We start from the raw sequence: 23,025 nt of genomic DNA on the forward strand, positions 1-23,025 counted from the left end.
TTGCCCTGCACGACAACATCACACCGTTTAACCTGTTTATCCGTGAGAATTGCCCCGCCGAAGCCAGCCAGAGTTAGACCGGATGCGGCAGGAGAGCTGGCGTCGCGTGCTGGTGCTGGCTGACTAAAGGTACAAAATTTTTTTGTTACCCCTATTTATGAGACACCAGATTTATATCATTAGCTTGCTGTTGGGCGTTAGACAGTCAATTTGTTAGCCAGTGCACAGCATAAGTCTTATAAATATGGCAAATTGCCTGACTCGCGTTTGTCATGACCTCCATAACATATTGATTTGTTATGGGGGCTAACATAATACGTTCCGCACCCCACAATGGAGATGTTTATATGGAAAATTCTTTGGGCGTAAGCAAAACATTTGTAGTCGCGAAGGCAAAGTTTGGCAAGACCATTCCGCATTCTTTTATCAGGCATGTAAAACGTCCTCATACTTTCACTATTACCAACTTTTGTGTGCACGATAAGGTGAGAAAGCGGCTTGATAAAATATACACTAATCTTGTCAGTCAACAGGAATTATCTTTAGGCTATCCGGTAAGTCAAAAATTCGACTATTCCGCTATTTCTCCCTTTATAAATATCCACCTGAATAATGCTGGTGATCCTTTTGAGAATACCTCAGTGCTGCTACATACGCGTGAGTTGGAGCAGGAGGTGCTCGAGTATTTCCGCCAGCTCTGGCATGCAGAATTACGAGAGCCGTTAACTCAAGAGTCATTCTGGGGTTATGTGTTGGCTATGGGATCCACGGAAGGGAATATGTATGCACTGTGGAGTGCACGCGAGTATTTCCAGGTGAATCAGGCCTCAGGTAAAACAAAACGAAAAGAGTTATCTGTTCCTGTACTTTATTATTCTCAGGAATCGCATTATTCATTAGAGAAATGTGCCAGCATTTTGGGTATCACCACCTTTCAGGAAATGGGTGATAAATACTTTCCCGGTCAGTGCCCGATCACTGCGGATGGTAAATGGCCACATGGAGTGCCAGTCGATCAACACGGTGCGGTGAATCCTGAATCGTTAACGGCGTTGGTTGATTTTTTCGCCGCACATGGACATCCGCCGATGATAGTGCTGAATGTGGGCACCACATTTCAGGGAGGATTTGATGATGCGCAGGTTATCTGGCAACAGCTATCTCCTGTCCTTGAACGACATGATTTCTGTATCGAGACTGAGGGTGACAGCAGACCTGATTTCTGGATCCATATTGATGGTGCGCTTGGTGCGGCATATTTGCCCTATCTCGAAATGGCTTATCAGAGCAAGATCAGCAAAGTGAAGGGACCTCAGTTCGATTTTCGTCTGCCCTTTGTGAGTTCTATCGTAATGAGTTCCCATAAGTGGTATGGCGCTCCCTTTGCATCCGGAATCTATATGACGAAAGAAAAATACCGGATGCAGCCCGCCACGCTGCCTGAATATATTCATTCTCCCGATACAACATTGTGTGGTTCGCGTAATGGTATGTCCGCATTATTTCTCTGGTATATGGTGAATACCGTATCTCAGCCGATGCAGAGTCGGATTGCTGCGCAGTGCGAGCAATTGGCCGCTTATGCGTATGAACAGTTAACCACCATCAAAGTTATTCATCCATCGTTCCGCGTGGAACGGGGTCCACAGTCGCTGGTGGTGGTTTTTACCCGCCCCGGAAAAGAGATATTCCAAAAATTCCACCTGAGTAGCAGAGGGGACCTGGCACATATTGTGGTGATGCCACACGTTACGCGCTCAGCAATTGATAGTCTTGTTGAGGCGTTGCAGCGAAATGATGCCTTTTTTGAACAGGGTCTCTCCAGCGACGATACCAGTGATAAATATTCAGGGGTATAAACATGGAATGTAGACATGCTAAGGATTCAGATCTGGACATAGTCTGTGATCTTCTGGCTTCTGAGTTCTATAACGACCCAGTACTCAAAGTTGTATTTACCGGCACTTATCGGGAGCAACGTATGAAGGCGTTGTTGGGGTTTTTTCGCGTTTACGTTGATCTTGCCCAAAAGTTTGGTGGTATTCTTGTTACCGAAAATAATTCGGGTGCTTTGGTATATTTTGGTCCTGAATTGATGAAAATGACCGCAGATGATAATGCTCAAATTTATAGTCAACTGCGTCAGGAATGCGGAAAGGATTATATGGCAGTGTCGGCACTTATGAATGGGCTGGACGACTATCATCCACGTACACCATCACATTATTATGTATTCGCTGTTGCGGTTTCACGCTTGTGCAGAGGGGGCGAAATAGTGGCTAAGTTATTTAGTCACCTAAATATTATTCTTGATAAGGAAAAATTACCTTGCTATGCCGAATGTACAACTTATAGTACCCGTACCTTGGTCAGACGATTTGGTTATCGTGATGCAGGAGCGCCGCTTATTATAGAGGGATTTCCTGAATTGTATCCAATCTGGCGAGAACCACAATGAGCAGGGCTAAAGCTATGAAAATTGGATATTGAAAACTGATTGTTTTCAGTTAATTAGTGATGGCATGAATGATAATGTATGATTTACAGCCTATGCTAAGCTGATTCTCATACAAAAAGAGACGTTTCTTCTTGCTGGGTCATGAGAAATATCTGCTATACTATAGCACTATAGGTTACTTTACTTTATCGAAAGTGAATATTTAATTTTGGACAGTCAGCTCCGAGGAATAAGTAAATGAATAGAGGTTTTTTTTCGGATTCCAAAAAAAATGAAATTATAAAGAATCATCTAGAAAAAAACTTGGCAAAATATGGTCAGATGAATTACGCGTATGGGGTTATGAATAAAAGGAACGCAGACGATATGATTATCGTCACTGACTTTCCGGAGTATTGGACCGATGTTTACTTTAAGAATAAACATCAATACATAGATCCTATTATTATTAATGCATTAAATCGTGTTTCTCCACTTATTTGGGATGAAAGTCTGCAGATTAACTCTCAATGGACCATAGACAAGATATTCAGTGCGGTAAAGCCTTATTATGATATTATTAGTGGTCAAACGTTTGTTCTTCATGATCAGAATAATAATCTGGCAGTATTGTCATTGTATATTAATAAGTTTTTAATGGCTGATATTAATGAAGAGGTTAAAAGGCATAAAAATGATCTTCAGGGACTTTTAATTGACACCCATGAGATGTTGCTTCATCTTTATCGTGAAGAAAATAAGCCTCAACAGACTGCAGAAAGTACCTTATCCTCTCGTGAGAACTCGATCCTTTACTGGAGCAGTACCGGTAAAACTTACCCTGAAATTGCCCGCATACTTAATATCACCGTCAGTACTGTAAAATTTCATATGGGAAATATTGTCAGAAAGCTGGGTGTTAAGAATGCAAAGCATGCTATCAGTCTGGCAATCGAGCTTAACATCATCTCCCATCCTTCAGATAAATAAATCTGATTGGGAAAATATCCTGCCAGCGCAGTGCTGGCAGGGTGGTGAATCACGTCAGAACGACAGGGTTAATCCGGCATAATAAGCACGGCCTGGTTCGTTATAGGTCGATGCGCCATCATTTTCACGATATATACGTTTATCAAACAGGTTGTTGATCCCTGCATTGGCGCGCAGGTTTTTGGTGATATCGTAATTCATGTTTAAACCGAAGATGGAGTAGGGACTAATTTCCCGATTAGAAATTGCACCGACTTCATTACGTATTTCAGCATATTGACGGGGTTTCTGCCTGCCATACTGGGTCCAGTTAATATTGGCATCCAGCTTCTCGGTAACCTGCCAGTCAAGCTGCGAGTTAATGGTAAATTCCGGGATAACAGACAACGGATTACCTGTTTTCTTGCTTTCTGAACGGAACATATATGTTGCGTTGGTGCGCCATTCCAGCGTATCGCGCACCAGCGGAATCGTCAGATTTCCTTCCAGGCCTTCAACAATCGCTTTACCACCATTTTCCCAACGTAACACGTTATAGCCGTTAGAGGCATAACCCACCAGGTCATCACCCGCGACAATTTTGTTTTTGTAATCATTACGGAACCAGGTAATCCCGGCGATATAACCATCATGATTAAATTCGATACCGATTTCTTTATTGACACTGATTTCCGGATCGAGGTTTTCATTACCTAATAAATAACAGCTACCCGTGGTGAGACCTACCGGACAACCATTGCCACGCGTGGAAAGCAGATACCCCTCGGTGGACTGATAAAGATTCGGTGCTTTAAATGCGCGCGCAATACCCGCCTTTAAGGTGAAGTAATCGCCAAGACCTTGCGAAATATTAAGACTCGGACTCCAGTTAGCACCGAACTTATTGTGATAATCAAAGCGTAAGCCCGGAATAACTTCGGTGCTGTCGGTGGCGGCAATATTATCTTCAAAAAACAGCGAGCTGATGGTGGCGCTATTTTTACTGCTGCGTGCAGATGGGTCGCCTGATACGCCGTCAATAATTACACCGGATTGATCGGTTGCGCTCATTGAGGCAGGGTCGTTTAATTCGTCACGATTCCATTCTGCACCTAATGTGACCGTTTGATCGACCAGCAACTGTACCGGGAAGTTGATTTCTCCCCCAGCGCGATAGCTTTCAAGACGACTGGTAGCGTAGCTATCGCTGTTGATCATCCCTTCAACGCGACCTGTCGAACCCTCTTGCAGGCGTGTGTTGTTGGTTTTCTCATAATTGAAATTGAGTTTTGACGTACCCCAATCCCAGATGCCATTCCAGGCCAGACCATAGCTCTGGCGGTACATGCGATTGGTTTCATCACCGTAGAGCGATTCCACCAGGCCATTAGGACTGATATTGCCGTTGCTGTATTGAGTGTCCCCGGCATAAATATTACCCTGGCGGCTGTAGCCGTAGCTGAAATCGACAACTTGCAATGGGGTAATTTTCCAGGAGAACACCGTGTTGATGTCTTTATTGCGTACGCCTTCACGGCCTGCTGCATAGGATCCGTTTTCATTGGTATTGATGTTATAAGCGTCGGCATCGGTTTTATTGATGTTTCCGAACAGGCGCATGGTCAATACATCACCGGCCAGCGGGCCACTGAGGTTGAAGTTGGCGCGTTTAGTGGCACCTTCTTTATCATCTTCTGGCTGATTGGTGAACAGAGACAGTGAACCATGCCAGTCATTCGTTGGGCGTTTAGTGATGATGTTCACCACCCCCCCTGCGGCACCGGAACCATAACGGGAAGCGGCCGGTCCACGAATCACTTCAATACGTTCCACCATTTCGGCTGGCACCCAATTGGTATCGCCACGGGTATCACGCTCGCCGCGCCAGCTGTAGCGAACGGCGTTGCGAGAGGTGACAGGGACACCATCTATCATGATCAATGTATTTTCCGGTCCCATCCCACGAATATCGATTTGACGATTATTACCACGGCTGCCACTGGCGCTGTTGCCGGTGAGATTGACACCTGGCATTTTGCGAATGATGTCGGATAAATCGTTAACAGGGGGGCTTTTTTGAATGTCTTCCGCAGTAATGGTTGAAACACCAGGCTGTTGTTTCAGTTCTTCTTCCGCTGTGACAATCATCGATTCATCGTCAGCCAGTTTTTCGGTGGGCTCCTCATTGGCGGCGTAAGCTGACGTGCTCAACAGCCCGGCCAAAAGCAACGCGATGGGATGCCTTTGGTTACATTTGGTTGCATTCACTTAATCATTCTCCCTGTTTTGTTAACACTTGTAAGTAAATACGCATGATAATGAGAATGATTATCATTGTATATCAGTGATGGGGAATCTCCTTTTTTTCTCCTTTTTTGGTTAATAAGTAGCCTATCCTTGCGGTGACTTGATGCTTACAGGTTTCTGAGAAGGGGAAATGACTAGTATAATTACAACATACTTAACTATGGCGACATCACAACCCAGGCTCCTCTGCTCGCATTAGATTAAGCAGATGGCGAGAGCAGCTATTATTGAGCTGGTCGGCATGACGCCGACCGAATGACTGCGGGGCGCGAATCGGCGTGCGCACCGGGATTGACGTTAAAGACATCAGAGAGAAATAAGAAGAACATTATCCCTGTAATATTTTAACTATTGCTTTACCCACACTGGCAGCTGACTGTGGATTCTGCCCGGTGACTAAACGCCCATCTACCGAAACCTGATCCTGCCATGCAGCAGCACCAGCAATAATCGCTCCCTGCTGCTGCAATTTGCTGGTCAGTAAAAACGGTACGACGTTTTCCAGCTGCACAATATGTTCTTCTTCATCGGTAAAGGCACTGACTTGCTTGCCCGCGACCAGCAGCTCGCCGTCATCAAGCGTGACATTGACCAGCGCGGAAGGGCCATGGCACACCGCTGCTACCACGCCATGGTGCTGCCATATCTCGCGAGTCACGCGTTGAACCGCTGCACTCTCAGGAAAATCCCACATCGTGCCATGTCCACCCACGTATAACACCCCAGCGTATAGCGCTGCATCCACGTGCTCCAGTGCCGCGGTATGCGCCAGCTTGTACTGGAAGGTCTCATCTCGCCAGTAATGCGCATTGACGGGATCATCCAGCTCAACGCCATACACCGGCGGCTTGCCACCTTTAATTGAAGCAAAATCTACGCTGAAACCGGCTTTTTCCAGCTGTTCAAGAGGATGAGTTAATTCGGGAAGATAGAAGCCCGTTACGCCATCGGTCGAACCCAGTTTGTTGTGGCTGGTGAGCACGAACAGTATTTTTTTAGCAGACATCATGGTTCCTTAGCGACTGAAGTATCTGATTCGCTAGTATGGGGTATTGGCTCCCATCAGCATTATCGGCATTTATGATTTCAGTCATCATCACAGGTAATAACAGCTGTGCTTGCCGAATACCACAGTCCGTGCTGAAATAAATTTCACCATTAGTTTTTGCGATAGCCATCATGTCAATTGATATCAGAACCATGGACCTCAACCTGCTCAAAGCACTTGATGCATTGCTTGATGAACGTAACGTGACGCGTGCGGCCAACAGGCTGGCGCTGACACAACCTGCGGTCAGTGGCATGCTAACCCGACTGCGTGAGTGTTTTGACGACCCGTTATTTACCCGTACGCAACGCGGCATTGTGCCAACGCTGCGGGCGCTGGAACTGGCTGCGCCGATTAAACAGATCCTTGCTGAAGTTAACGGGCTGCTACAACCTAAAGCGTTTGACCCGGCCAGTGCAGAGATGACCTTTACCATCGCCGCGACCGACTACGCACTGCGTGCCGTTGTGGTTCCCTATATGGAAGCATTACGTAAACTCGCACCTGGTATTCGAGTTGCCGTCGTGCCCGTAAATAATGATCAACTGGCTTTTCAATTCGAGCGTGGTGATATCGACATCGCGTTGATTACACCGGACACCACACCACCAGATTTACATGCCCGCGCGCTATATGATGAAGAGTATGTCTGCCTGTTGCGCCACGACCATCCGGCAGCGCAGGGTAACGGCATCACTCTCGACGATTTCTGTTCCCTTGATCATGCTCTGGTGTCTTATCACGGCCGACAGTTTCATGGTGTCACCGATGACGCGCTGGCAGCGCAGGGGAAAAAGCGTCGTGTCTCATTATCGGTCAGCAGTTTTCTGGTGTTGCCGGAGATTCTGCGGGTTAGTGATTTGATTGCTGTGGTGCCGCGCAGGTTAGCGGTGAATACCGAAGGGTTGCGGGTGATTGCTCCGCCACTGGCGATTCCGGGTTTTACCAAAAATGTTGCCTGGCATGAACGAACTCACCGTGATGCAGGTTACCGCTGGTTGCGCGGTCTGCTGTTTGAAACCGTCGCCGGGTAAAAACATCGCCCCGACAACCAGTGGACGTATTGAGTCAGTAACCCATTAAAATAAGGCAGTGACTGATGCTGATGCTGCTGAAGGTGTCTAACAGCTATCCGCTTGATGGTAACGCCAGCAAAAAGGAACGGGTAATACTAATAAAGGAGAGTGCCATGGACACTCTCCTTTACTGTTAAATCAGAAAATCATCCAGCGAACCGCCAGCATCAATGACGCTTTTGATTGGCGATGGCGTACGACCCTGACCCGTCCAGAACTTTTCTTCACCATTTTCATCAGTGAATTTATATTTGGCCGGACGTGGTGCGCGTTTCGCTTTAGGTTTGCTTTCGCCCTGGGTTAATTGCGCCAGTTCAGAAATATCAATACCGTCGTTAAGCAGCATCTCTTTATACAGTGCCAGCTTCTCTTCTTTCTCACGCAGCGCGGCATTTTCCGCAGCCGCTTCATCACGACGTTCGGCGATTATCGCGCTGAGCTTTTCCAGCATTTCGTTTAAAACTTCAACCTCAACATCTCGTGCCTGTGCACGCAGTGTGCGAAGATTGTTCAATGCCTTCAGTGCATCGCTCATAAAAAACCCTTGATTATTGTCTTACACATGAAAAAAAGGGCATTCTACGGGAAAATGACACAAAAGAAAATATTGTCGTGTATGCAGAATTGTCTTGAAAATAACGAGACAGCAGGCAATGAAATTATAACCTGATATCTCGTTGGCTACATGGGGACTATTTAAGCATCACGATAAAAAGGGAAACATCCGGTAATCAGTGCAACCAGCAGTAATACCAGACAGGTAATAAATGACCAGCGCAGAGTGAAACGTTGCGCCTGGGCATAATCCAGCTTCAGCATACCAATCAGTAAATAAGTTGAGGCCACCAGCGGGCTGAGAATATGTACTGGCTGGCCCACTAGCGCGGCGCGCGCCATTTCAATTGGTTCGATACCATAATGTCCAGCTGCCTGAACCAGCACCGGCAGCATGCCGAAATAAAACACATCGTTGGAGACCATCCAGGTCACCGGAATACTGATCACCGCAGTAATTACGGCCAGATAAGGACCGAGCGCCGGGGGAATTACATTCACAATCGCGCTTGCCAGGCTATCTGCCATGCCGGTTTCGGAGAAGATCCCGGTAAACACCGCAGCGGCGAAGATTAAACCGGCCACGGCGAGAATGGCTGGCGCATGGCGTGCCATCTGCTCCTGTTGCTGGCTGAGCTGTGGGTAATTAACGACAAACATGATCGCCGTTGCCAGCATAAACAGGTACGCCATTGGCACCACATCCATCACCAGCAGCGTCATCAGCGCAATGGTCAGCGCCCAGTTAAACCAGAAGCGCCAGGCTACACAGGGTTTTTCTTCAAACTGCAGGCCGCTAATCGTCGCCGATGACCCGCCAGCAAAACCTATGCGCTTGCGCTCACTGCGGCCCAGCAGCCACGCCATCACGAAGGTCCACACCACGCAAGCCAGCAGCGGTAATAACATGGGAACAAATAAGGTGGCGACATCGGCATGGACTGCCGTAGCAGCACGGGCGGTAGGGCCACCCCAGGGAAACATATTACCCAGCCCGGTACATTGCAATAGCAGGCAGGCAACGCTCAATTTAGATAAACCAACGCGTTCATATATCGGCATAAATGCTGACAGGACAATCATATATACCGTTGCGCCATCGCCATCCAGCGCCACAATAAACCCCAGCAGAGCCGTGCCGATAAATATTTTCACCGGGTCACCATCGACAGCGGAGACAATGCGTTTAATTATCGGATCAAACATCCCGGCATCGGTTACGCTCATAAAATAAAGCATGGCGAAAATCAGCATCACCCCGGTAGGTGCGACGGTTCGCAATCCTTTAATCACCATACTGCCCATTTCCGCACCATGCCCGGAAAATAGCGCGAAAAGTGTTGGGATAATAATCAATGCCGTCAGGGCAGAGAGTTTTTTGCTCATTAATAAGGCGATGAAACAGCCGATCATAAGCACACTGAGAATTAGCAGCATGGCGAGGTATCCTGTTCAGAGGAAAATATTCGGGTATAAATAAAAAACAGCAAAATGATTATTTAATGTGCAGAAGTGCCTTCTTTGCCCTCGACAGTCATACGCTATTATCTGAAGAGTGTTCCAGACATAACAAGATGTATTGCGGGTAAAAATGTGTGCAACTTCTTATTTTTAATAAAAATAAATTGTCTTAAGGTGATGATTTATCCTGGTGTTATTTCCGCTCCTTAATGATTCCTGTGATAAATAAATCCGCCCGACGCGTGAAGCCGGGCGATTCTTTTTATCCGTGGTCGCGCGGTGAAGGCGCAATCGGTAAAGGCAGACGATAAAGTTTTACCGGGTATTCCACGGTAGAAGGTTTACCGCCGGTAGTGGCAGGCGTACGGTTGATTTGTGCTGATGGCATCCACAACGCACCTTGGGAGATCCACATCGCATCAATCCATACCAGGCGCGGATCCTGAATCACGGTCGTGACCGTGCCATCAGGCGCAATACGTTTTATGCTGCGGGTATTGATGTCCGAAGCATAAATATTACCTTCAGCATCAATCGCCGTGCCGCCTGTGCTCCAGGTGTCTCGGACTTTATGAGCATGTTTCGCTACCTCGGCTGCTGAAAGTTTCTCATCGTTCAGATAACGCGTCTCAATGCGAGCCAGTGGGCCGGGAATGGCCTGGTAGTACAACCATTTACCGTCCGGTGAGACTTCCAGCTGATCGAGGCCAACACGTTTTTCACGACCGTCGCGCAGGTACAATTTCTTGCCGTCGGCATAAATTGGCTGATGATCGATGGAGAGCGGATGGTCGTCCAGAACACGCCAGCTTTTGCCGCTTTTCATATTTAACACCACCAGACCTACCGCACCGGGGTCGGTCAGATAGGCGAAATCCCCGTTGAAACGCACATCGTCCAGGTAGCTGGTAGCCTTCAGGGTGGGGGCTTTAAACACATAGCTGCCCACCACTTTGCCGCTTTGCAGGTTGATGCGCACCAGCTTGGCGGCACCCGGTACCGCCTTATCGCCCGTGCCAATGCCCTTATTACCAGCATCCATTACCCAGAGGTCGCCATCCGGGCCAATCCGCAGTGCATTCACATGGTAAAAATGGTGTTCCGGGTCCTGGCTTTGCCACTGATTCCAGCTTTCGTCGGGATAAGCCTTAAGCTGACCGTTCACCACTTCAGCCAGTTGCAAACCACTGCCTTCTGATTGGGTCAGTGAGGCGAAAATGCGGCCATCATGGCTCACGGTGATGCCATTCCACACGCGAGGCGAGGTAGTAACCTGTTGCAGACGGCTGTCCTGCTGCGTCGGCAATTTTACTGGCAACGTATCCTGTGCCAGCACCTGTCCAGCGGCGGTTAATGTCAGCGCGGCTACCAGCGCCTTGAGTGAATGTTTCATCCTTCTCTCCCTTGTACTTAACATTGCAGGTTATTTGTTGCTCTGTTGTTAATGTCTGTTCATCCTGGCAGGCCGCAGTGATAAATTATATTCTCTGATTTTTATCAATTAATTCCTGGTGGGAATGAATGGAGCTAAAAGACCTGCATTATTTGCTGGCGGTGAAGGAAACCGGACACCTTGGCAAAGCGGCACAATCCCTTGGTATCACCCAGCCAGCGCTGACCAAATGTCTCCAGCGGCTGGAAAAGTTCTATGCCACACGGCTTATTTTAAAGGTCGGGCGGGGTATGCAACTGACAGAAGCGGGACTGCTACTTTGTGAACGTGCTCAAAAAGTGGTGCACATGATGCAGGTGACGCGCCAGGATTTGCAGGCGCTGGGGGCCGGTACCGCTGGGGTCATTCGGCTCGGGGTGGCCGCTACGGCGGCGGAATTTATGCTGCCTATGCTGAGCCGCGATCTGCTACACAAAGCACCGACAGCCCGGCTTGAAGTGACGGTAGGGATGAACGATCTGCTGCAGAAACTGCTGCGGGAAAACAAAATCGATTTGATACTCGGATTTCTGCCGGACGGCAACAGTGAGTTCGTCACCCGCCCGCTCATTGATGATCCGGTGGTGATCGCTGCCAGCCGTCGTCATCCGCTGGCGAATATTCACCCCACGCCGGAGCAGCTGGATCAATATAGTTGGTTGCTGCCATCATCGAACGTCGCCACACGCCAGTGGCTGGAACAGCGCCTGCGGAGCGGTGGCTATGCGCCACCACGGGTCCAGATGGAAAGTAATACCCTGTCGCCACTGCGTCAGGTGATTGCTAGCACGCAGCTCCTGAGTTTTCTCTCGCGCCGCTTGCTAAAAGGCGAGGGCGATGACGCCATGCTGGTGGAGATCCCGTTACCCCTGGTCATCATGCCCCGTACTTTTGGCTGGCAGTTCCGATCATTAAGTGAGTTGTCCCCGGCATCGCGTTTATTGGTTGAGTTAGCGGAAAAACGCTGGCACTGGTAACAGCACGGATCCGTGCTGTTATTGGCCTGGTCGGTATGAATGCGCACCGTTTTACTGTTGTGATAATTACCTTTCTCAACTCTTTCGTATTATTACTCATTGAAGAATAAGCGAATTTCCCGCAGGAAACTTTTGGCCGCCGAGTAACAATTTCTTGCAATAGAAATCTTAATGCGTATATTTCTCATTTGCTTTCTTAACGACATATTTACTGTCGCGCTGTGAGTGCCCGGACGGCACAGTCAGGCGCTTCCTCTTACCTGACATTTATTCTTCAACTCCTTTTGCGGCGGGATGCCAGCAGACGTACAGCGGGTATGCCGTCATCTAAATAAAAATAAGTTGATTGAGGAATATTATGTCTTTCGAAGTTAAGCGGGTCAGGGGATCGCAACCAGCGCTGCGCCTTTCTGTGCTGGCGTTATTGATTGCATCAGGAATTGCTCATGCGGCTGAAGCCGATAGCAAGGAACAAACACTGACGGTAAACGCCAGCACCGACGATCAGCAGCAGGCCGCCAGCGATTACAATGTTCCGGTCACGCGTGCGGCGACCAAAATGGCCCTGACCGCGCGTGACACGCCTCAGTCGATCAGCGTCATCAGCAAACAGCGTATGCAAGATCAACAGCTTGAAACGCTGAATGATGTTTTAAAAAATACCACCGGTATCAGCGAATTTAATTCCGGCGCTAACCGCAGCAATTTCTACTCACGCGGTTTTATGATCGATAACTATCAGGTCGATGGCGTCCCGGTGCTGATTGATTCCCAGTGGAATATTGGCGACACCCTGTCTGATACGGCCATTTATGATCGGGTCGAAGTGGTGCGTGGTGCCACCGGCTTAATGACCGGTGCAGGGAGTCCGGCGGCGTCGGTGAATATGGTCCGTAAACGTGCCGACAGCAAAGAATTTAAAGCCGATGTCTCAGCCAGCTATGGTAGCTGGGATAATCAGCGTTATGTTGCCGATCTCTCCGCACCGCTGACTGAGTCAGGCAATGTGCGTGGTCGTGTAGTGGCCGGTTATCAGGATGGCGACAGCTGGCTGGATCGTTACCATACCCAGAAGAAATTCCTGTATGGCGTGGTTGATGCCGATCTGACCGATTCCACTACGCTGTCCGTGGGATACGATTATCAGGAAACCAACATCTCGGGCGCTACCTGGGGTGGCCTGCCCACATTCTATCTTGATGGCAGTAAAACCAATTATTCCTGCAGCACCAACCTGGCACCTGACTGGGCGTACAACAATAGCGACTCGAAATCCGTCTTTGCCAGCCTGAAGCAGGAATTTAACAACGGCTGGCAGTTCACCCTGAGTGGCACGCATACCGAAGCCACTATGGACAGTAAGCTGCTGTATATCGATGGTTACTTTGATAAAACTACCGGCATCGGTATTGGGCCTTATGCGGGTTATGACCTGCTCGGCGGCACCGGTTATAACACCGCGAAGCGCAAGGAAAATTCTGTTGATGCTTACGTCAGCGGGCCGTATGAACTGTTTGGTCGTCAGCATGAAATGATGGCTGGCGTGACTTACATTCGCCAGAATGATCGTTATTTCAGTTCATCTACCAGCTTCACCTCAGCCGATGTGGGTGATTTTAATCAGTGGGGGAATTACCCAGAGCCAGACTGGGATCCTCAGTCGCTGTCGCAGGACAATACCATCCACCAGAAATCAGCCTATCTGGCGACGCGCATTTCGCTGGCCGATCCGCTGCATCTGATCCTCGGCGCGCGCTACACCAAATACACCGCCGATACGCTGACGCAGAATATGGAAAAGAACAACATCACGCCTTACGCGGGCCTGGTGTATGACATCAACGATACGTATTCCGCCTACGCCAGCTACACCTCAATTTTCAAACCGCAGACCTACCGTGATGTGAATGGTGCTTACCTTTCGCCGGTCACGGGTAAAAGTTATGAAACCGGGATCAAAGGTGACTGGCTGAATAGCCGACTGACCGCCTCAGTGGCCGTTTTCCGTATCGAGCAGGATCACCTGGGCGCAACGGATTACGCGCTGGTTAATGGTGGTACGGATTATGCCTACTATGAGCAGAACGGCACGGTCAGTAAGGGTATTGAATTTGAAATCAATGGAGCGGTGACGGATAACCTGCAAATGACCTTCGGCGCGACCCGTTATGTGGCGAAGGACGGTGAGGGTGAAGCGCTGAATCCAACCCAGCCGCGTACTTCACTGAAGTTCTTCACCAGCTATCGCTTGCCGATGCTGCAGGATCTGACGGTAGGTGGCGGTGTTAACTGGCAGACCCATACCTGGGATCATGTAGCCGGTCCGGATGGTGCCAGCACGCTGTATGCCGATCAGGGCAGCTATGCGTTGGTTGACCTGTTTACGCGCTATCGCGTGAATAAACAGCTGTCAATCCAGGCGAACCTGAACAACCTGTTCGACAAAACCTACAACATTGATGTGGGCAGAAACACGGTGTACGGTGCGCCGCGTAACGTCTCCATTTCGGCAAACTATCGTTTCTGATAGCTCAACTAAAAGGCCGCTGTTGATGACCAACAGCGACCTTTTACCTGCAAATTACGCTTTTTTCGCTCTGGCTGCTGCCACCAGACCATCCAGCCACTCCTGATGACCATTAATCATCGGGTTCGGCTGCGCTTTTGCCAGCTCTTTCGCCGGGTTACCGTTCTGCGTTTCCTGAGTCAGAATGCGCACGCGGTTGTCCGATAGATCTTCCACCAGCCAGGCATGCAGCACGTCAAGGCGATCATCGGCACCTTCCTCGCCTGCCCAGCCATGCCAGGCAACACGACCTGCCTCACCAGCAGAGGGTGCAACGTACTCTGTTACACGCGATTCAACCGGGAAACCAAAAGTCTCAAAGTAGAAACGGTCATCCTGCGCCAGCACCGGGCCTTTGTTGTCGTAGAAGCGCGCATTGGCCGAGTTTTTGTAATAAGTTGGCCACAGCGACGGCGTTACCAGCAATGGCCAGATTTCTGCCGCAGTCAGACCCGCGACAATCACTTCATTCGAACAGTAATTATCGGTAAAACCTGGTACAAAGCCTTCCGGCCATACAATTGCATTCATTTTCATGTTCATCACCTCGCATTGATTTGATGTGACAAGCATGGGCGAATTTCTCATATAAGTTAAATGGGTATTCATGATATGAGATATCAGAAATATTTATTTCAGGAAGGGGCTACTGCTGAAAACGTAACGCCACACCCAATGCCTGCTCTGCCGCTACAATCACTGCGTGTTCCGTCTCGCTAAACGGCACATCTCCCAGCAGTAAGCTGGCTTTTACTTTGCTGAGGTCGTGAGTTTGCAGGCTCAATGCTGCCATGCGCGCGCTGCCGTCATAATCTGCTGGCAGGCTATTAAAGCGTTGCAGCACATAGTCGGCTGCTGCAAAACGTACCGTTGCCGCCCCGGCTTTTAACACGAAAGCACCTTCCTGACAGGCCTGTAACCTTCCGGCACCGAATAAGCGGCTGTACACCAGCGCGGCGGCTGCCGGATCCTGCGCCACCACCACAAACTCCACGATATTGCTGACGCCATTGGGATGTTGTTGCCAGGCGGCTTGCCACACCGCCTGTGGCGTCTCATGCTGGCAGAAGAAACTACGACCATTGGGCACCAGCGCCGGGCGTAAACGCACGGTGCGAAAGCGCGCCTGCTGTGGTGAACCGTCGGGCAGGGTAACCGGACGATAAAAACTGGCAGGTGGTTCGCCATCGATATCCTGGCTTTCCAGGTACCGCCACACCGCGTCAGCATCGTCACTTTTCCACACCAGCCCGCTTAACCCCAGTGGGGACTGCCACAAATCCTGGCGCAGGTTTCCGCGTTGCGGTTCATAACCCAGCAGCTCCAGATAATTTTCGCCAAAAACCGCCAGGTGATTGCTGGAGCCAAGCGAGTGATGGCCGCGTTCGGTGAGTTGAAAACCCAGCCTCTGATACAGCGTACGCGCTTCATCCAGTCGATCGGCCACATTGATCACCACATGGTCCAGTTGCGGCAGTGGAGCGATAATTGCCATTGGTTTTCTCCTTGTTCGTACGGTCACGAGGCCAGTTCCTGAGTTTGCTGCACCTCAGCCAGCGCCTGTTGTGCGAGAGCGGTAAAGTACGCCACTGCGGGTGCAAGCATCGCTTCATCCGGGTCGAATGCCGGATGATGCAGACCCTGTGTGCTGGCACTGCCGATACTGACAAAAGTGCCGGGCACATGGTGCAGATAAAACGCAAAGTCCTCACCGCCCATCTGTGGAATTGCCACTTCCGTCTGATATCCCTGCTGTTGCGCCAGACGCAGCGCGAAGTCGGCCCAGGCGGGCGTATTCACCAGCGAAGGAGGGCCTGGCTGCCACAGCAGCTCAGCTTCGCCGTTAAACCCGGCCGCGATACCCGCGATCAGGTCGCGTATTTTATGCGCTACCTGTTCACGAATCTGCGCGTTATGGGTACGTACCGTGCCTTCCAGCTCCACCTGATGTGGCAGGACATTCCAGCTGTTACCGGCTGTGAATCGCGTCACGCTGACCACCACCGATTCCAGCGCGCTAAACACGCGAGCAGGCAGGTTTTGCAGTGCGGTGACGATATGGCTGGCGATAACAATCGCATCAACACCTTCGTGAGGTCGCGCCGCATGCGCACCTTTACCGTGAATGTGTATCTGAAAACGATCAACGTTGGCATAGAAGGCACCGCCGCGGGTGCGCAGCGTACCCACCGGCAAATCCGGTGCATTGTGCAAACCAAAAATGGCCTGCACATTTTGCAATGCCCCGGCATCAATCAGCTGCTGTGCGCCATTAAAGGTTTCCTCGGCGGGTTGAAACAGAATCCGCACCCGGCCGGGCAACTGCGCTTCAATCCGTTTGAGCTGATGCGCCACGCCGAGCATCACGCTGCTGTGCAGATCATGACCGCAGGCATGCATCACCCCTTTTTGCTGTGACTGCCACGGACGATCGGTGAGTTCTTCAATCGGCAAGGCATCGATGTCGGCGCGCAGGGCAATCACTGTATCGCCCTGACCAATCTCCGCCACCACTCCGGTTTCCAGTGCCAGCGGTAACAAACGGATATGAGCCTGTTGCAACCAGCGGGTGATGCGGGCGGTGGTGGCGTGTTCCTGATTCGACAATTCAGGGTGCTGATGCAGTTCACGTCTCCAGTGGATAAGTTGTTCGGTAGAGAGGGTTGTCATAATTATCCTTTGGCATCGTCAGGCAGGAAGGGTTCGCCCAGCGTCAGCATCAGGCGGTTGGCCCAGGCAAAGAAGGCGGTGGATTGCACCAGATCCAGCAGCTGCAAGGTATCCAGCCCGTGAGCGCGTAGTGCCTGCAACTGTGCCTGGCTGGCACTGGCCGGGGTGACGGATAACGCGGCGCTGAAATCGATAAGCGCCTGCCAGCGCGGTGACTGTCCGTGCGACAGTTCCGCACCGGGCACCACATTGAGCAACTTTTGCACCGCAGCCTCCTGTTTCGCCAGCTGACTGGCTTTACGAGCATGGACTGAGGCGCAATAGATGCAGCCATTCACCTTACTGACCACCGTGGCCGCCAGTTCACGCTCGGCGCGTGGTAAGCCACCTGCGGTATAAAAGATGCCTTTATCGGTCAGGGTACGCTGTTCCAGCAGCGGCAGGTTGCGTCCCAGCAGGCGGAAATAGTCAGAATCACTATGACCAAAACGCGCCAGCGTGGCTTTTTCCTCATTGTCGAATTCCTCAAGCGGTTTGGCGGTCAGCCAGGGTTCCCATCCCAGTTCCTGCTGGGTAAAGGCGGTGAGGGCAGTCTTGCCGCTAAAGGTCAGTGGCGCGCTATGCCATTTTCCGGCTACGGCGTGCTGCTGTGTGTTTAAGTCATCGCCCTTGATCAGGCGGAAACCGGCCAGCAGACGGCTCTGGAAGCTGACAAACGCAATCAGCTGCGCCAGTGTGACAATGCCGCGCGCTGTCCAGCCCACGCTTTGCAGATTGGCAATGTGCTGCGGTGTTGCTTCTACCGGATGGAAACTCAGCCGCTCAGCGAAAGCGCGTCCCGCCTCTTCGCGTGCGCTGTGCTGCACATCCTGTACCTGCTGTTGGTAGTGCGCCTGTAAAGCCACTTCGCCATGCCACGCGGCGACCTGAGCAGCCAGCGCGAAGCGTTCCGGTAACGGAAAATCGTCATCATGCTGACTAAACAAGACTTCATAGCTGCCCTGGGTGTGACGGGTGGCGGCATCGCGTTGGGTGCGTGCCTGCGCCAGTTCTGAGGTGGGATCAATATCGGCCAGTGCAGCCAGCAAATCATCGGGTTGAGACATGAATTTCTCCTGTTATGCGTTGCGCAGCGGTGGCGCGATGTGGTCGGCAATCAGTTCAATCGAACGCAAAATATCGGCATGGGGAGGATCAATCGAATGCACCTGGAAGGTGATATCGGTGGCGCGTGCCAGCACGCTATCCTGTGCCAGAGAGGCCAGCACCGCGTCAGGATCGCCGAGATGGGCGTCAAACTGGCGGATATGATCATCCAGTGACGCGCCCAGGATGCTATGTCCGCTAGCCTGGAACTGGTCAGCCTGACGTTGCAGACCCGGTTCGGCCAGGCGACGCGCATGGTGGGTGGAGTCTGCGACGAAGGCGGTGCGTGAGGCGAGAATTCGCGGCGCAATCCCTTCTGGCAGCGCAGCCAGATAGGCGTCGATCATCGGGTTCTGTAACGCATCCAGTGGTATGTCTGCTTGTCCGGCAGGCCGTGGCTGGGTGCGGGATAACATCAGGCCGTGGCCCGCCTGACCGGCGCGTGCAGCGCCTTCGACGGAAAACGTGGCGATCCAGACGCGTTGCGATAACGTCGGTGCGGCGGGGTAAAGATGGTTATCCGGATGCGCCAGAGTATCGCCACGCCAGGCGCTCAGTACGCTATGCAGTTGTTCCGCAAAGAAGGGCGCGCGTTGCTCGATCGTCAGGCCAAACGGCAGGAAGGAGGTGGCGGTGCCGCCGGAACCAAAACCGACCTCAAGGCGTCCGTTGCTGAGCAAATCCAGCACTGCGGCGTCTTCAGCGACACGCAGTGCATTTTCCAGTGCCAGGGTGATAATGCCGGTGCCAAGGCGAATGGTGCGGGTATGCGCCGCGATATGCGCGAGAAACACCAGCGGTGATGGCAGGCCACCTTCATGCTCGTGAAAATGGTGCTGCGCAATCCACGCACTATCAAAGCCAAGTCGTTCCGCGTGCTGGATCTGCTCGGTTGCCAGCCGGTAGCGCAGCTGTGCGCTACCTTCATCGAGCAGGCGGGTAAAAAAACCAATGCGTTTACGCGTCATGCAGACTCCTTAATCAGCGGACGGAAAGCGGGAATCGCCTCAATTAATGACCGGGTGTAGGGATGGCGAGGGGCAGCAAATAGCGTGACAACGTCACTCTGTTCCACCACTTCCCCAGCGCGTAACACCGTGACGCTATGCGCCAGACGCCGTACGGTGGCGAGATCGTGAGTAATAAACAGGTAGGTCAGGCCGAGGTCTTGCTGCAACTGTTGCAGCAGTTGCAGAATTTGCGCCTGCACGGTGACATCCAGTGCCGAGGTGGCCTCATCCAGCACCAGAATCGCCGGTTCAACAATTAATGCCCTGGCAATCGCCACGCGCTGCCGCTGACCGCCGGACAACTCGCGCGCTTTACGCGTCAGTAGATCAAGCGGTAACGCCACCCGCTGTGCGACGGCAGTAACGCGCTGACGACGTTGTTCCGCTGTCAGGCGGGCAAAATTGCGCAGCGGTTCTTCGATGATGGCAAACAGCGTCTGGCGTGGATCAAGCGAAGCATAGGGGTTCTGATACACGAACTGAATTTTGCGCCGCAGCTGACGCTGCGCTTCGTTACTCAGACCGTGGGCATCAATACCGTCAATCACCACACGGCCACTGTCGGCCTGCTCAAATCCCAGCAGAATGCGCGCCAGCGTGGTTTTGCCCGATCCTGATTCACCGACCAGCGCATGGGTGGTGCCGCGCGGTACGCGGATGCTGACGGCGTTTAAAGCCTGAAACTGCTGCTGACGCCCAAGCTGGAAACGTTTATTGATGGCGGAAAGCTGAATTGCCGGGGTGGCGAGCGCTGTTGCGGGGGGCGGCGGCAGAGCCAGTGAATCCAGCGCCGCATCCTGCAACAGCTGCCGGGTGTAGGGATGCTGTGCGGCATTGATCACCCGCGCAGTATCGCCCTGTTCCTGGATCTCACCGTGACGAAAAACCAGCAGCCGGTCAGCGCGTTCAGCCGCCAGCGCCAGATCGTGGGTGACAAATAACACCGCCGTGCCGGATTCGCGCCGCAGGATATCGAGCAAATCGAGAATGCGTTTCTGCACCGTGACATCCAGCGCGCTGGTTGGCTCATCAGCAATGATGATTTGCGGACGCAGGGCGAGGGCGATGGCGATCAGGACGCGTTGTTTCATTCCGCCGGAGAGTTGATGCGGGTACTGATCCACGCGTTGCTCAGGGTGGCTCAAACCCACGCGGCTCAGTAGCTCAATCACCCGCTGCTGACGTTCTTTACGGCTGATGCGCAGGTGCAGTTGCAGCATTTCACCCACCTGTTCACCGATAGTTTTTACCGGATTGAGTGAATTGCCTGGGTCCTGCGGCACCAGGCTGATGCGCACGCCGCGCAGGCTGTCCAGCCGTTTGGCGGACCAGCCGCTGATATCAGTACCGTTCAGCACAATGCGACCACTGTCGCGGCGGCCATTTTCCGCCAGCAGGCCGATGATCGCCTGCGCAGTGGTGGTTTTACCAGAACCCGATTCACCCACCAGCGCCACCATTTCACCCGCCTGCAGACTAAAACTGACGTTATGCACCACCGGACGCCATTCGCCTTGCTGGCGATAGCTCAGGGTGAGGTTTTCAATTGCCAGGATCGTGTTCATTTCATCCCTCCGGCCAGTTGCTGGCTAATACGATTGGCTGCCAGTACCACCGCCACCACCACGATGCCGGGGAAGATTGTCAGCCACCAGGCGGTCGCCAGGTAGTTACGGCCTTCCGCAATCAGGAGTCCCCATTCCGGGGTCGGTGGCGGTGTGCCATAACCGAGGAAGCTCAGGGTTGAAAGCGCCAGAATCGCCTGACCAAATTGCAATGCCGCGTAGGCGACCACTGCCGTCAGCGAGTTCGGCAGGATATGCCGCCACAGCACGGTCCAGAAACTGCCGCCACTGCCATAAGCGGCCTCGACAAACTCGCTACGCCGCACGCGTACCACTTCACCGCGTGCCAGCCTTGCGAAGCTGGCAATGGAGGCAATTCCCACTGCCAGTGCAGCGTGTACCGTGCCAAAACCCAGCAAAATCAGGATGCTCAGCGAGAGCAGCAGGGAAGGGATGGAGAGCAGTACATCCACCAGCCGCATCAGCAAGGTTTCCGTGCGCTGCCCGACCGCTCCGGCAATCACGCCCAGTGCAGTGCCGACAATCAGGCCCATCGCCACCGCTGCAAATGCCGCCGCCAGCGACTGTGACGCGCCATAAACGATGCGGGTGAACAGATCGCGGCCCAGCTGGTCGGTACCGAGCCAGTAAGTTGCCTGTGGAGGCAGGCGCTGCGCACCAGCAATGCCTTCCGTGGGGTTGAAGTGGGTAAACAATCCGGGGGCGAAAGCCGCCAGCAGCGCCAGTATCATCACCGCCCATGCCAGCCACAGACCGGGTTGCAGTTGTAAGCTGTGCCAGCGATGTTTTCTGCGCGAACTCAGACGGTCCGCCGCGTAATCCACCAGACTCATCAGTGACCTCCCGCGATCGGTTGTAGCCGGGGATCAAGTAACGGCATCAACAAATCGACCAGTAAATTAATCAGCACAAACCCCAGTGCGGAGATCATCACCACCGCCTGAAGTACCGCGACATCCTGATTGTTGACCGCCTGTTGCGTCAGCTGTCCCAGCCCGCTCAGGCCAAACACCGTTTCAGTAATCAGCGCACCGGCAATCAATTCACCGAGCAGTAAACCGGCCACGTTCAGCACCGGCAGCAGTGCATTGCGCAATACGTGACGCCATAACACCCGGTTTTCACTCGCGCCTTTGGCACGCGCTACCGCCACGAAGGGTTGGGTCGAGACTTCATCAATGCTACGCAGCAGGATCTGCGCCAGTGGCGCGGAGATGGGCACTGCTACCGTGATCACGGGCAGAATCAGCCCCTGCAACGCCGAAGGATTGATGACCGGAATCCAGCGCAGCTGGAACGAAAATACCTGGATGAGCGCGATGCCAAGCCAGAAGGTCGGCAGGGAGACAAACAACGCAGGAATGGACTGGAAAAATGTGCGCAGCAGGCGTAATCCCGGCAGCCGCGATAACGCCGCCAGGGCAAACGCCAGCAACGCCGCCAGTAAAAATCCCGGCAGCGCCAGGCTGAGCGTGGCGGGTAGATTGCTGGCGATCAGTTCGCTGACCGGAGCGCCCGCCTGCACCGAGTAACCGAAATCGCCACGCAGCATGGCAAACAGGGTATGCCCATACTGCTGCCAGATTGGGTTGTCAGCACCGTAGGCCAGCCGCATCTCGGCAATTTGCGCCGGGCTAAGGCCGAGATCCGGGTTCTGAAACTTAATCAGAATCGCGTCCCCCGGCAGCACCTGCAGCAGCAAAAATGACAGGGTGAAGGCCGCCCACAATACCAGCAGGCTTTGCCCCAATCTGTGCAGCAGAGAATGTCGCATCATCAGCCTGC

At 52.2% G+C, this 23,025-nt stretch carries 19 protein-coding genes; 6 read left to right on the forward strand and 13 right to left on the reverse strand.

Annotated features, from left to right (window positions below; translation table 11 throughout):
• Positions 1-347 precede the first annotated feature (347 nt).
• The 3 genes from AC6I8X_RS20850 to AC6I8X_RS20860 all read left to right on the forward strand — a co-directional run bounded on the left by AC6I8X_RS20850 (position 348) and on the right by AC6I8X_RS20860 (position 3,427).
• Entirely contained in the window at positions 348-1,859 is a 1,512-nt protein-coding gene (locus tag AC6I8X_RS20850; protein ID WP_497841340.1) for a pyridoxal-dependent decarboxylase, read from the forward strand.
• A gap of 122 nt (positions 1,860-1,981) precedes the next feature.
• A complete protein-coding gene (locus tag AC6I8X_RS20855; RefSeq protein WP_313682341.1) occupies positions 1,982-2,458 on the forward strand; it encodes an N-acetyltransferase in 477 nt (158 codons plus the stop codon).
• Between the two features lie 237 nt (positions 2,459-2,695).
• A complete protein-coding gene (locus AC6I8X_RS20860; RefSeq protein WP_313682343.1) occupies positions 2,696-3,427 on the forward strand; it encodes a helix-turn-helix transcriptional regulator in 732 nt (243 codons plus the stop codon).
• 54 nt (positions 3,428-3,481) lie between these two features.
• On the opposite strand, the gene AC6I8X_RS20865 is transcribed toward AC6I8X_RS20860, so the two are convergent.
• Together AC6I8X_RS20865 and AC6I8X_RS20870 are read right to left on the reverse strand one after the other, a co-directional pair.
• Positions 3,482-5,674 (reverse strand): TonB-dependent siderophore receptor, encoded by a 2,193-nt coding sequence (locus AC6I8X_RS20865; RefSeq protein WP_497841341.1) that lies wholly within the window; start codon positions 5,672-5,674, stop codon positions 3,482-3,484.
• Between the two features lie 367 nt (positions 5,675-6,041).
• On the reverse strand, positions 6,042-6,719 hold the full coding sequence (locus AC6I8X_RS20870) for a type 1 glutamine amidotransferase domain-containing protein (RefSeq protein ID WP_497841420.1): 678 nt from the start codon (positions 6,717-6,719) through the stop codon (positions 6,042-6,044).
• A gap of 173 nt (positions 6,720-6,892) precedes the next feature.
• Between AC6I8X_RS20870 and AC6I8X_RS20875 the strand changes: the two genes are divergently transcribed.
• Positions 6,893-7,795 carry a LysR family transcriptional regulator gene (locus AC6I8X_RS20875; RefSeq protein WP_313682349.1) on the forward strand — a complete coding sequence of 301 codons (903 nt, stop codon included), beginning with the start codon at positions 6,893-6,895 and terminating at the stop codon, positions 7,793-7,795.
• Between the two features lie 175 nt (positions 7,796-7,970).
• Here AC6I8X_RS20875 and AC6I8X_RS20880 read toward each other — a convergent pair whose 3' ends face one another.
• The 3 genes from AC6I8X_RS20880 to AC6I8X_RS20890 all read right to left on the reverse strand — a co-directional run bounded on the left by AC6I8X_RS20880 (position 7,971) and on the right by AC6I8X_RS20890 (position 11,246).
• Positions 7,971-8,372 (reverse strand): H-NS family histone-like protein, encoded by a 402-nt coding sequence (locus tag AC6I8X_RS20880; protein WP_299450137.1) that lies wholly within the window; start codon positions 8,370-8,372, stop codon positions 7,971-7,973.
• Positions 8,373-8,533: 161 nt separating this feature from the next.
• Positions 8,534-9,829 carry a CitMHS family transporter gene (locus AC6I8X_RS20885; protein WP_497841342.1) on the reverse strand — a complete coding sequence of 432 codons (1,296 nt, stop codon included), beginning with the start codon at positions 9,827-9,829 and terminating at the stop codon, positions 8,534-8,536.
• 286 nt (positions 9,830-10,115) lie between these two features.
• Complete coding sequence (locus AC6I8X_RS20890; RefSeq protein WP_313682354.1) at positions 10,116-11,246, reverse strand: L-dopachrome tautomerase-related protein; 1,131 nt, start codon at positions 11,244-11,246, stop codon at positions 10,116-10,118.
• A 128-nt stretch (positions 11,247-11,374) separates the two neighbouring features.
• Here AC6I8X_RS20890 and AC6I8X_RS20895 point away from each other — a divergent pair, with 128 nt between their 5' ends.
• Together AC6I8X_RS20895 and fhuE are read left to right on the forward strand one after the other, a co-directional pair.
• Positions 11,375-12,262, forward strand: coding sequence for a LysR family transcriptional regulator (locus AC6I8X_RS20895; RefSeq protein ID WP_084881027.1), 888 nt, complete (start codon positions 11,375-11,377; stop codon positions 12,260-12,262).
• Between the two features lie 358 nt (positions 12,263-12,620).
• Positions 12,621-14,789, forward strand: a complete 2,169-nt coding sequence (fhuE, locus tag AC6I8X_RS20900; RefSeq protein ID WP_497841343.1) for a ferric-rhodotorulic acid/ferric-coprogen receptor FhuE — start codon at positions 12,621-12,623, stop codon at positions 14,787-14,789.
• A 54-nt stretch (positions 14,790-14,843) separates the two neighbouring features.
• Here the strand turns inward: fhuE and AC6I8X_RS20905 are convergent, their stop codons facing one another.
• The 8 genes from AC6I8X_RS20905 to AC6I8X_RS20940 form a co-directional block, all read right to left on the reverse strand.
• Positions 14,844-15,371, reverse strand: coding sequence for an SRPBCC family protein (locus AC6I8X_RS20905; protein WP_497841421.1), 528 nt, complete (start codon positions 15,369-15,371; stop codon positions 14,844-14,846).
• 103 nt (positions 15,372-15,474) lie between these two features.
• The gene (locus AC6I8X_RS20910; RefSeq protein ID WP_313682358.1) at positions 15,475-16,323 is read right to left on the reverse strand and encodes a VOC family protein; all 849 of its coding nucleotides are present in this window, start codon (positions 16,321-16,323) and stop codon (positions 15,475-15,477) included.
• Positions 16,324-16,346: 23 nt separating this feature from the next.
• Positions 16,347-17,498 carry an amidohydrolase gene (locus AC6I8X_RS20915; RefSeq protein ID WP_497841344.1) on the reverse strand — a complete coding sequence of 384 codons (1,152 nt, stop codon included), beginning with the start codon at positions 17,496-17,498 and terminating at the stop codon, positions 16,347-16,349.
• Positions 17,499-17,500: 2 nt separating this feature from the next.
• The gene (locus AC6I8X_RS20920; RefSeq protein ID WP_497841345.1) at positions 17,501-18,604 is read right to left on the reverse strand and encodes an alkylhydroperoxidase domain protein; all 1,104 of its coding nucleotides are present in this window, start codon (positions 18,602-18,604) and stop codon (positions 17,501-17,503) included.
• Positions 18,605-18,616: 12 nt separating this feature from the next.
• Positions 18,617-19,612, reverse strand: coding sequence for a putative FMN-dependent luciferase-like monooxygenase (locus tag AC6I8X_RS20925; protein ID WP_497841346.1), 996 nt, complete (start codon positions 19,610-19,612; stop codon positions 18,617-18,619).
• Complete coding sequence (locus tag AC6I8X_RS20930) at positions 19,609-21,219, reverse strand: dipeptide ABC transporter ATP-binding protein (protein WP_497841347.1); 1,611 nt, start codon at positions 21,217-21,219, stop codon at positions 19,609-19,611. Before AC6I8X_RS20930 ends, AC6I8X_RS20925 begins: the two co-directional genes overlap by 4 nt.
• Positions 21,216-22,073 (reverse strand): ABC transporter permease, encoded by an 858-nt coding sequence (locus AC6I8X_RS20935; protein WP_313682368.1) that lies wholly within the window; start codon positions 22,071-22,073, stop codon positions 21,216-21,218. The genes AC6I8X_RS20930 and AC6I8X_RS20935 overlap by 4 nt, the downstream gene beginning before the upstream one ends.
• Complete coding sequence (locus AC6I8X_RS20940; RefSeq protein ID WP_497841422.1) at positions 22,073-23,014, reverse strand: ABC transporter permease; 942 nt, start codon at positions 23,012-23,014, stop codon at positions 22,073-22,075. The genes AC6I8X_RS20935 and AC6I8X_RS20940 overlap by 1 nt, the downstream gene beginning before the upstream one ends.
• Positions 23,015-23,025: the final 11 nt, after the last annotated feature.

This window comes from Pantoea sp. X-Soil-TKNS-1280 (genome assembly GCF_059730475.1).

Coding starts and splice junctions, on each gene's coding strand:
- AC6I8X_RS20850 (WP_497841340.1), top strand. CDS start 348: ATGGAAAATTCTTTGGGCGTAAGCAAAACATTTGTAGTCGCGAAGGCA.
- AC6I8X_RS20855 (WP_313682341.1), top strand. CDS start 1,982: ATGAAGGCGTTGTTGGGGTTTTTTCGCGTTTACGTTGATCTTGCCCAA.
- AC6I8X_RS20860 (WP_313682343.1), top strand. CDS start 2,696: ATGAATAGAGGTTTTTTTTCGGATTCCAAAAAAAATGAAATTATAAAG.
- AC6I8X_RS20870 (WP_497841420.1), bottom strand. CDS start 6,719: ATGTCTGCTAAAAAAATACTGTTCGTGCTCACCAGCCACAACAAACTG.
- AC6I8X_RS20875 (WP_313682349.1), top strand. CDS start 6,893: ATGTCAATTGATATCAGAACCATGGACCTCAACCTGCTCAAAGCACTT.
- AC6I8X_RS20880 (WP_299450137.1), bottom strand. CDS start 8,372: ATGAGCGATGCACTGAAGGCATTGAACAATCTTCGCACACTGCGTGCA.
- AC6I8X_RS20885 (WP_497841342.1), bottom strand. CDS start 9,829: ATGCTGCTAATTCTCAGTGTGCTTATGATCGGCTGTTTCATCGCCTTA.
- AC6I8X_RS20890 (WP_313682354.1), bottom strand. CDS start 11,246: ATGAAACATTCACTCAAGGCGCTGGTAGCCGCGCTGACATTAACCGCC.
- AC6I8X_RS20895 (WP_084881027.1), top strand. CDS start 11,375: ATGGAGCTAAAAGACCTGCATTATTTGCTGGCGGTGAAGGAAACCGGA.
- fhuE (WP_497841343.1), top strand. CDS start 12,621: ATGTCTTTCGAAGTTAAGCGGGTCAGGGGATCGCAACCAGCGCTGCGC.
- AC6I8X_RS20905 (WP_497841421.1), bottom strand. CDS start 15,371: ATGAACATGAAAATGAATGCAATTGTATGGCCGGAAGGCTTTGTACCA.
- AC6I8X_RS20910 (WP_313682358.1), bottom strand. CDS start 16,323: ATGGCAATTATCGCTCCACTGCCGCAACTGGACCATGTGGTGATCAAT.
- AC6I8X_RS20915 (WP_497841344.1), bottom strand. CDS start 17,498: ATGACAACCCTCTCTACCGAACAACTTATCCACTGGAGACGTGAACTG.
- AC6I8X_RS20920 (WP_497841345.1), bottom strand. CDS start 18,604: ATGTCTCAACCCGATGATTTGCTGGCTGCACTGGCCGATATTGATCCC.
- AC6I8X_RS20925 (WP_497841346.1), bottom strand. CDS start 19,612: ATGACGCGTAAACGCATTGGTTTTTTTACCCGCCTGCTCGATGAAGGT.
- AC6I8X_RS20930 (WP_497841347.1), bottom strand. CDS start 21,219: ATGAACACGATCCTGGCAATTGAAAACCTCACCCTGAGCTATCGCCAG.
- AC6I8X_RS20935 (WP_313682368.1), bottom strand. CDS start 22,073: ATGAGTCTGGTGGATTACGCGGCGGACCGTCTGAGTTCGCGCAGAAAA.
- AC6I8X_RS20940 (WP_497841422.1), bottom strand. CDS start 23,014: ATGCGACATTCTCTGCTGCACAGATTGGGGCAAAGCCTGCTGGTATTG.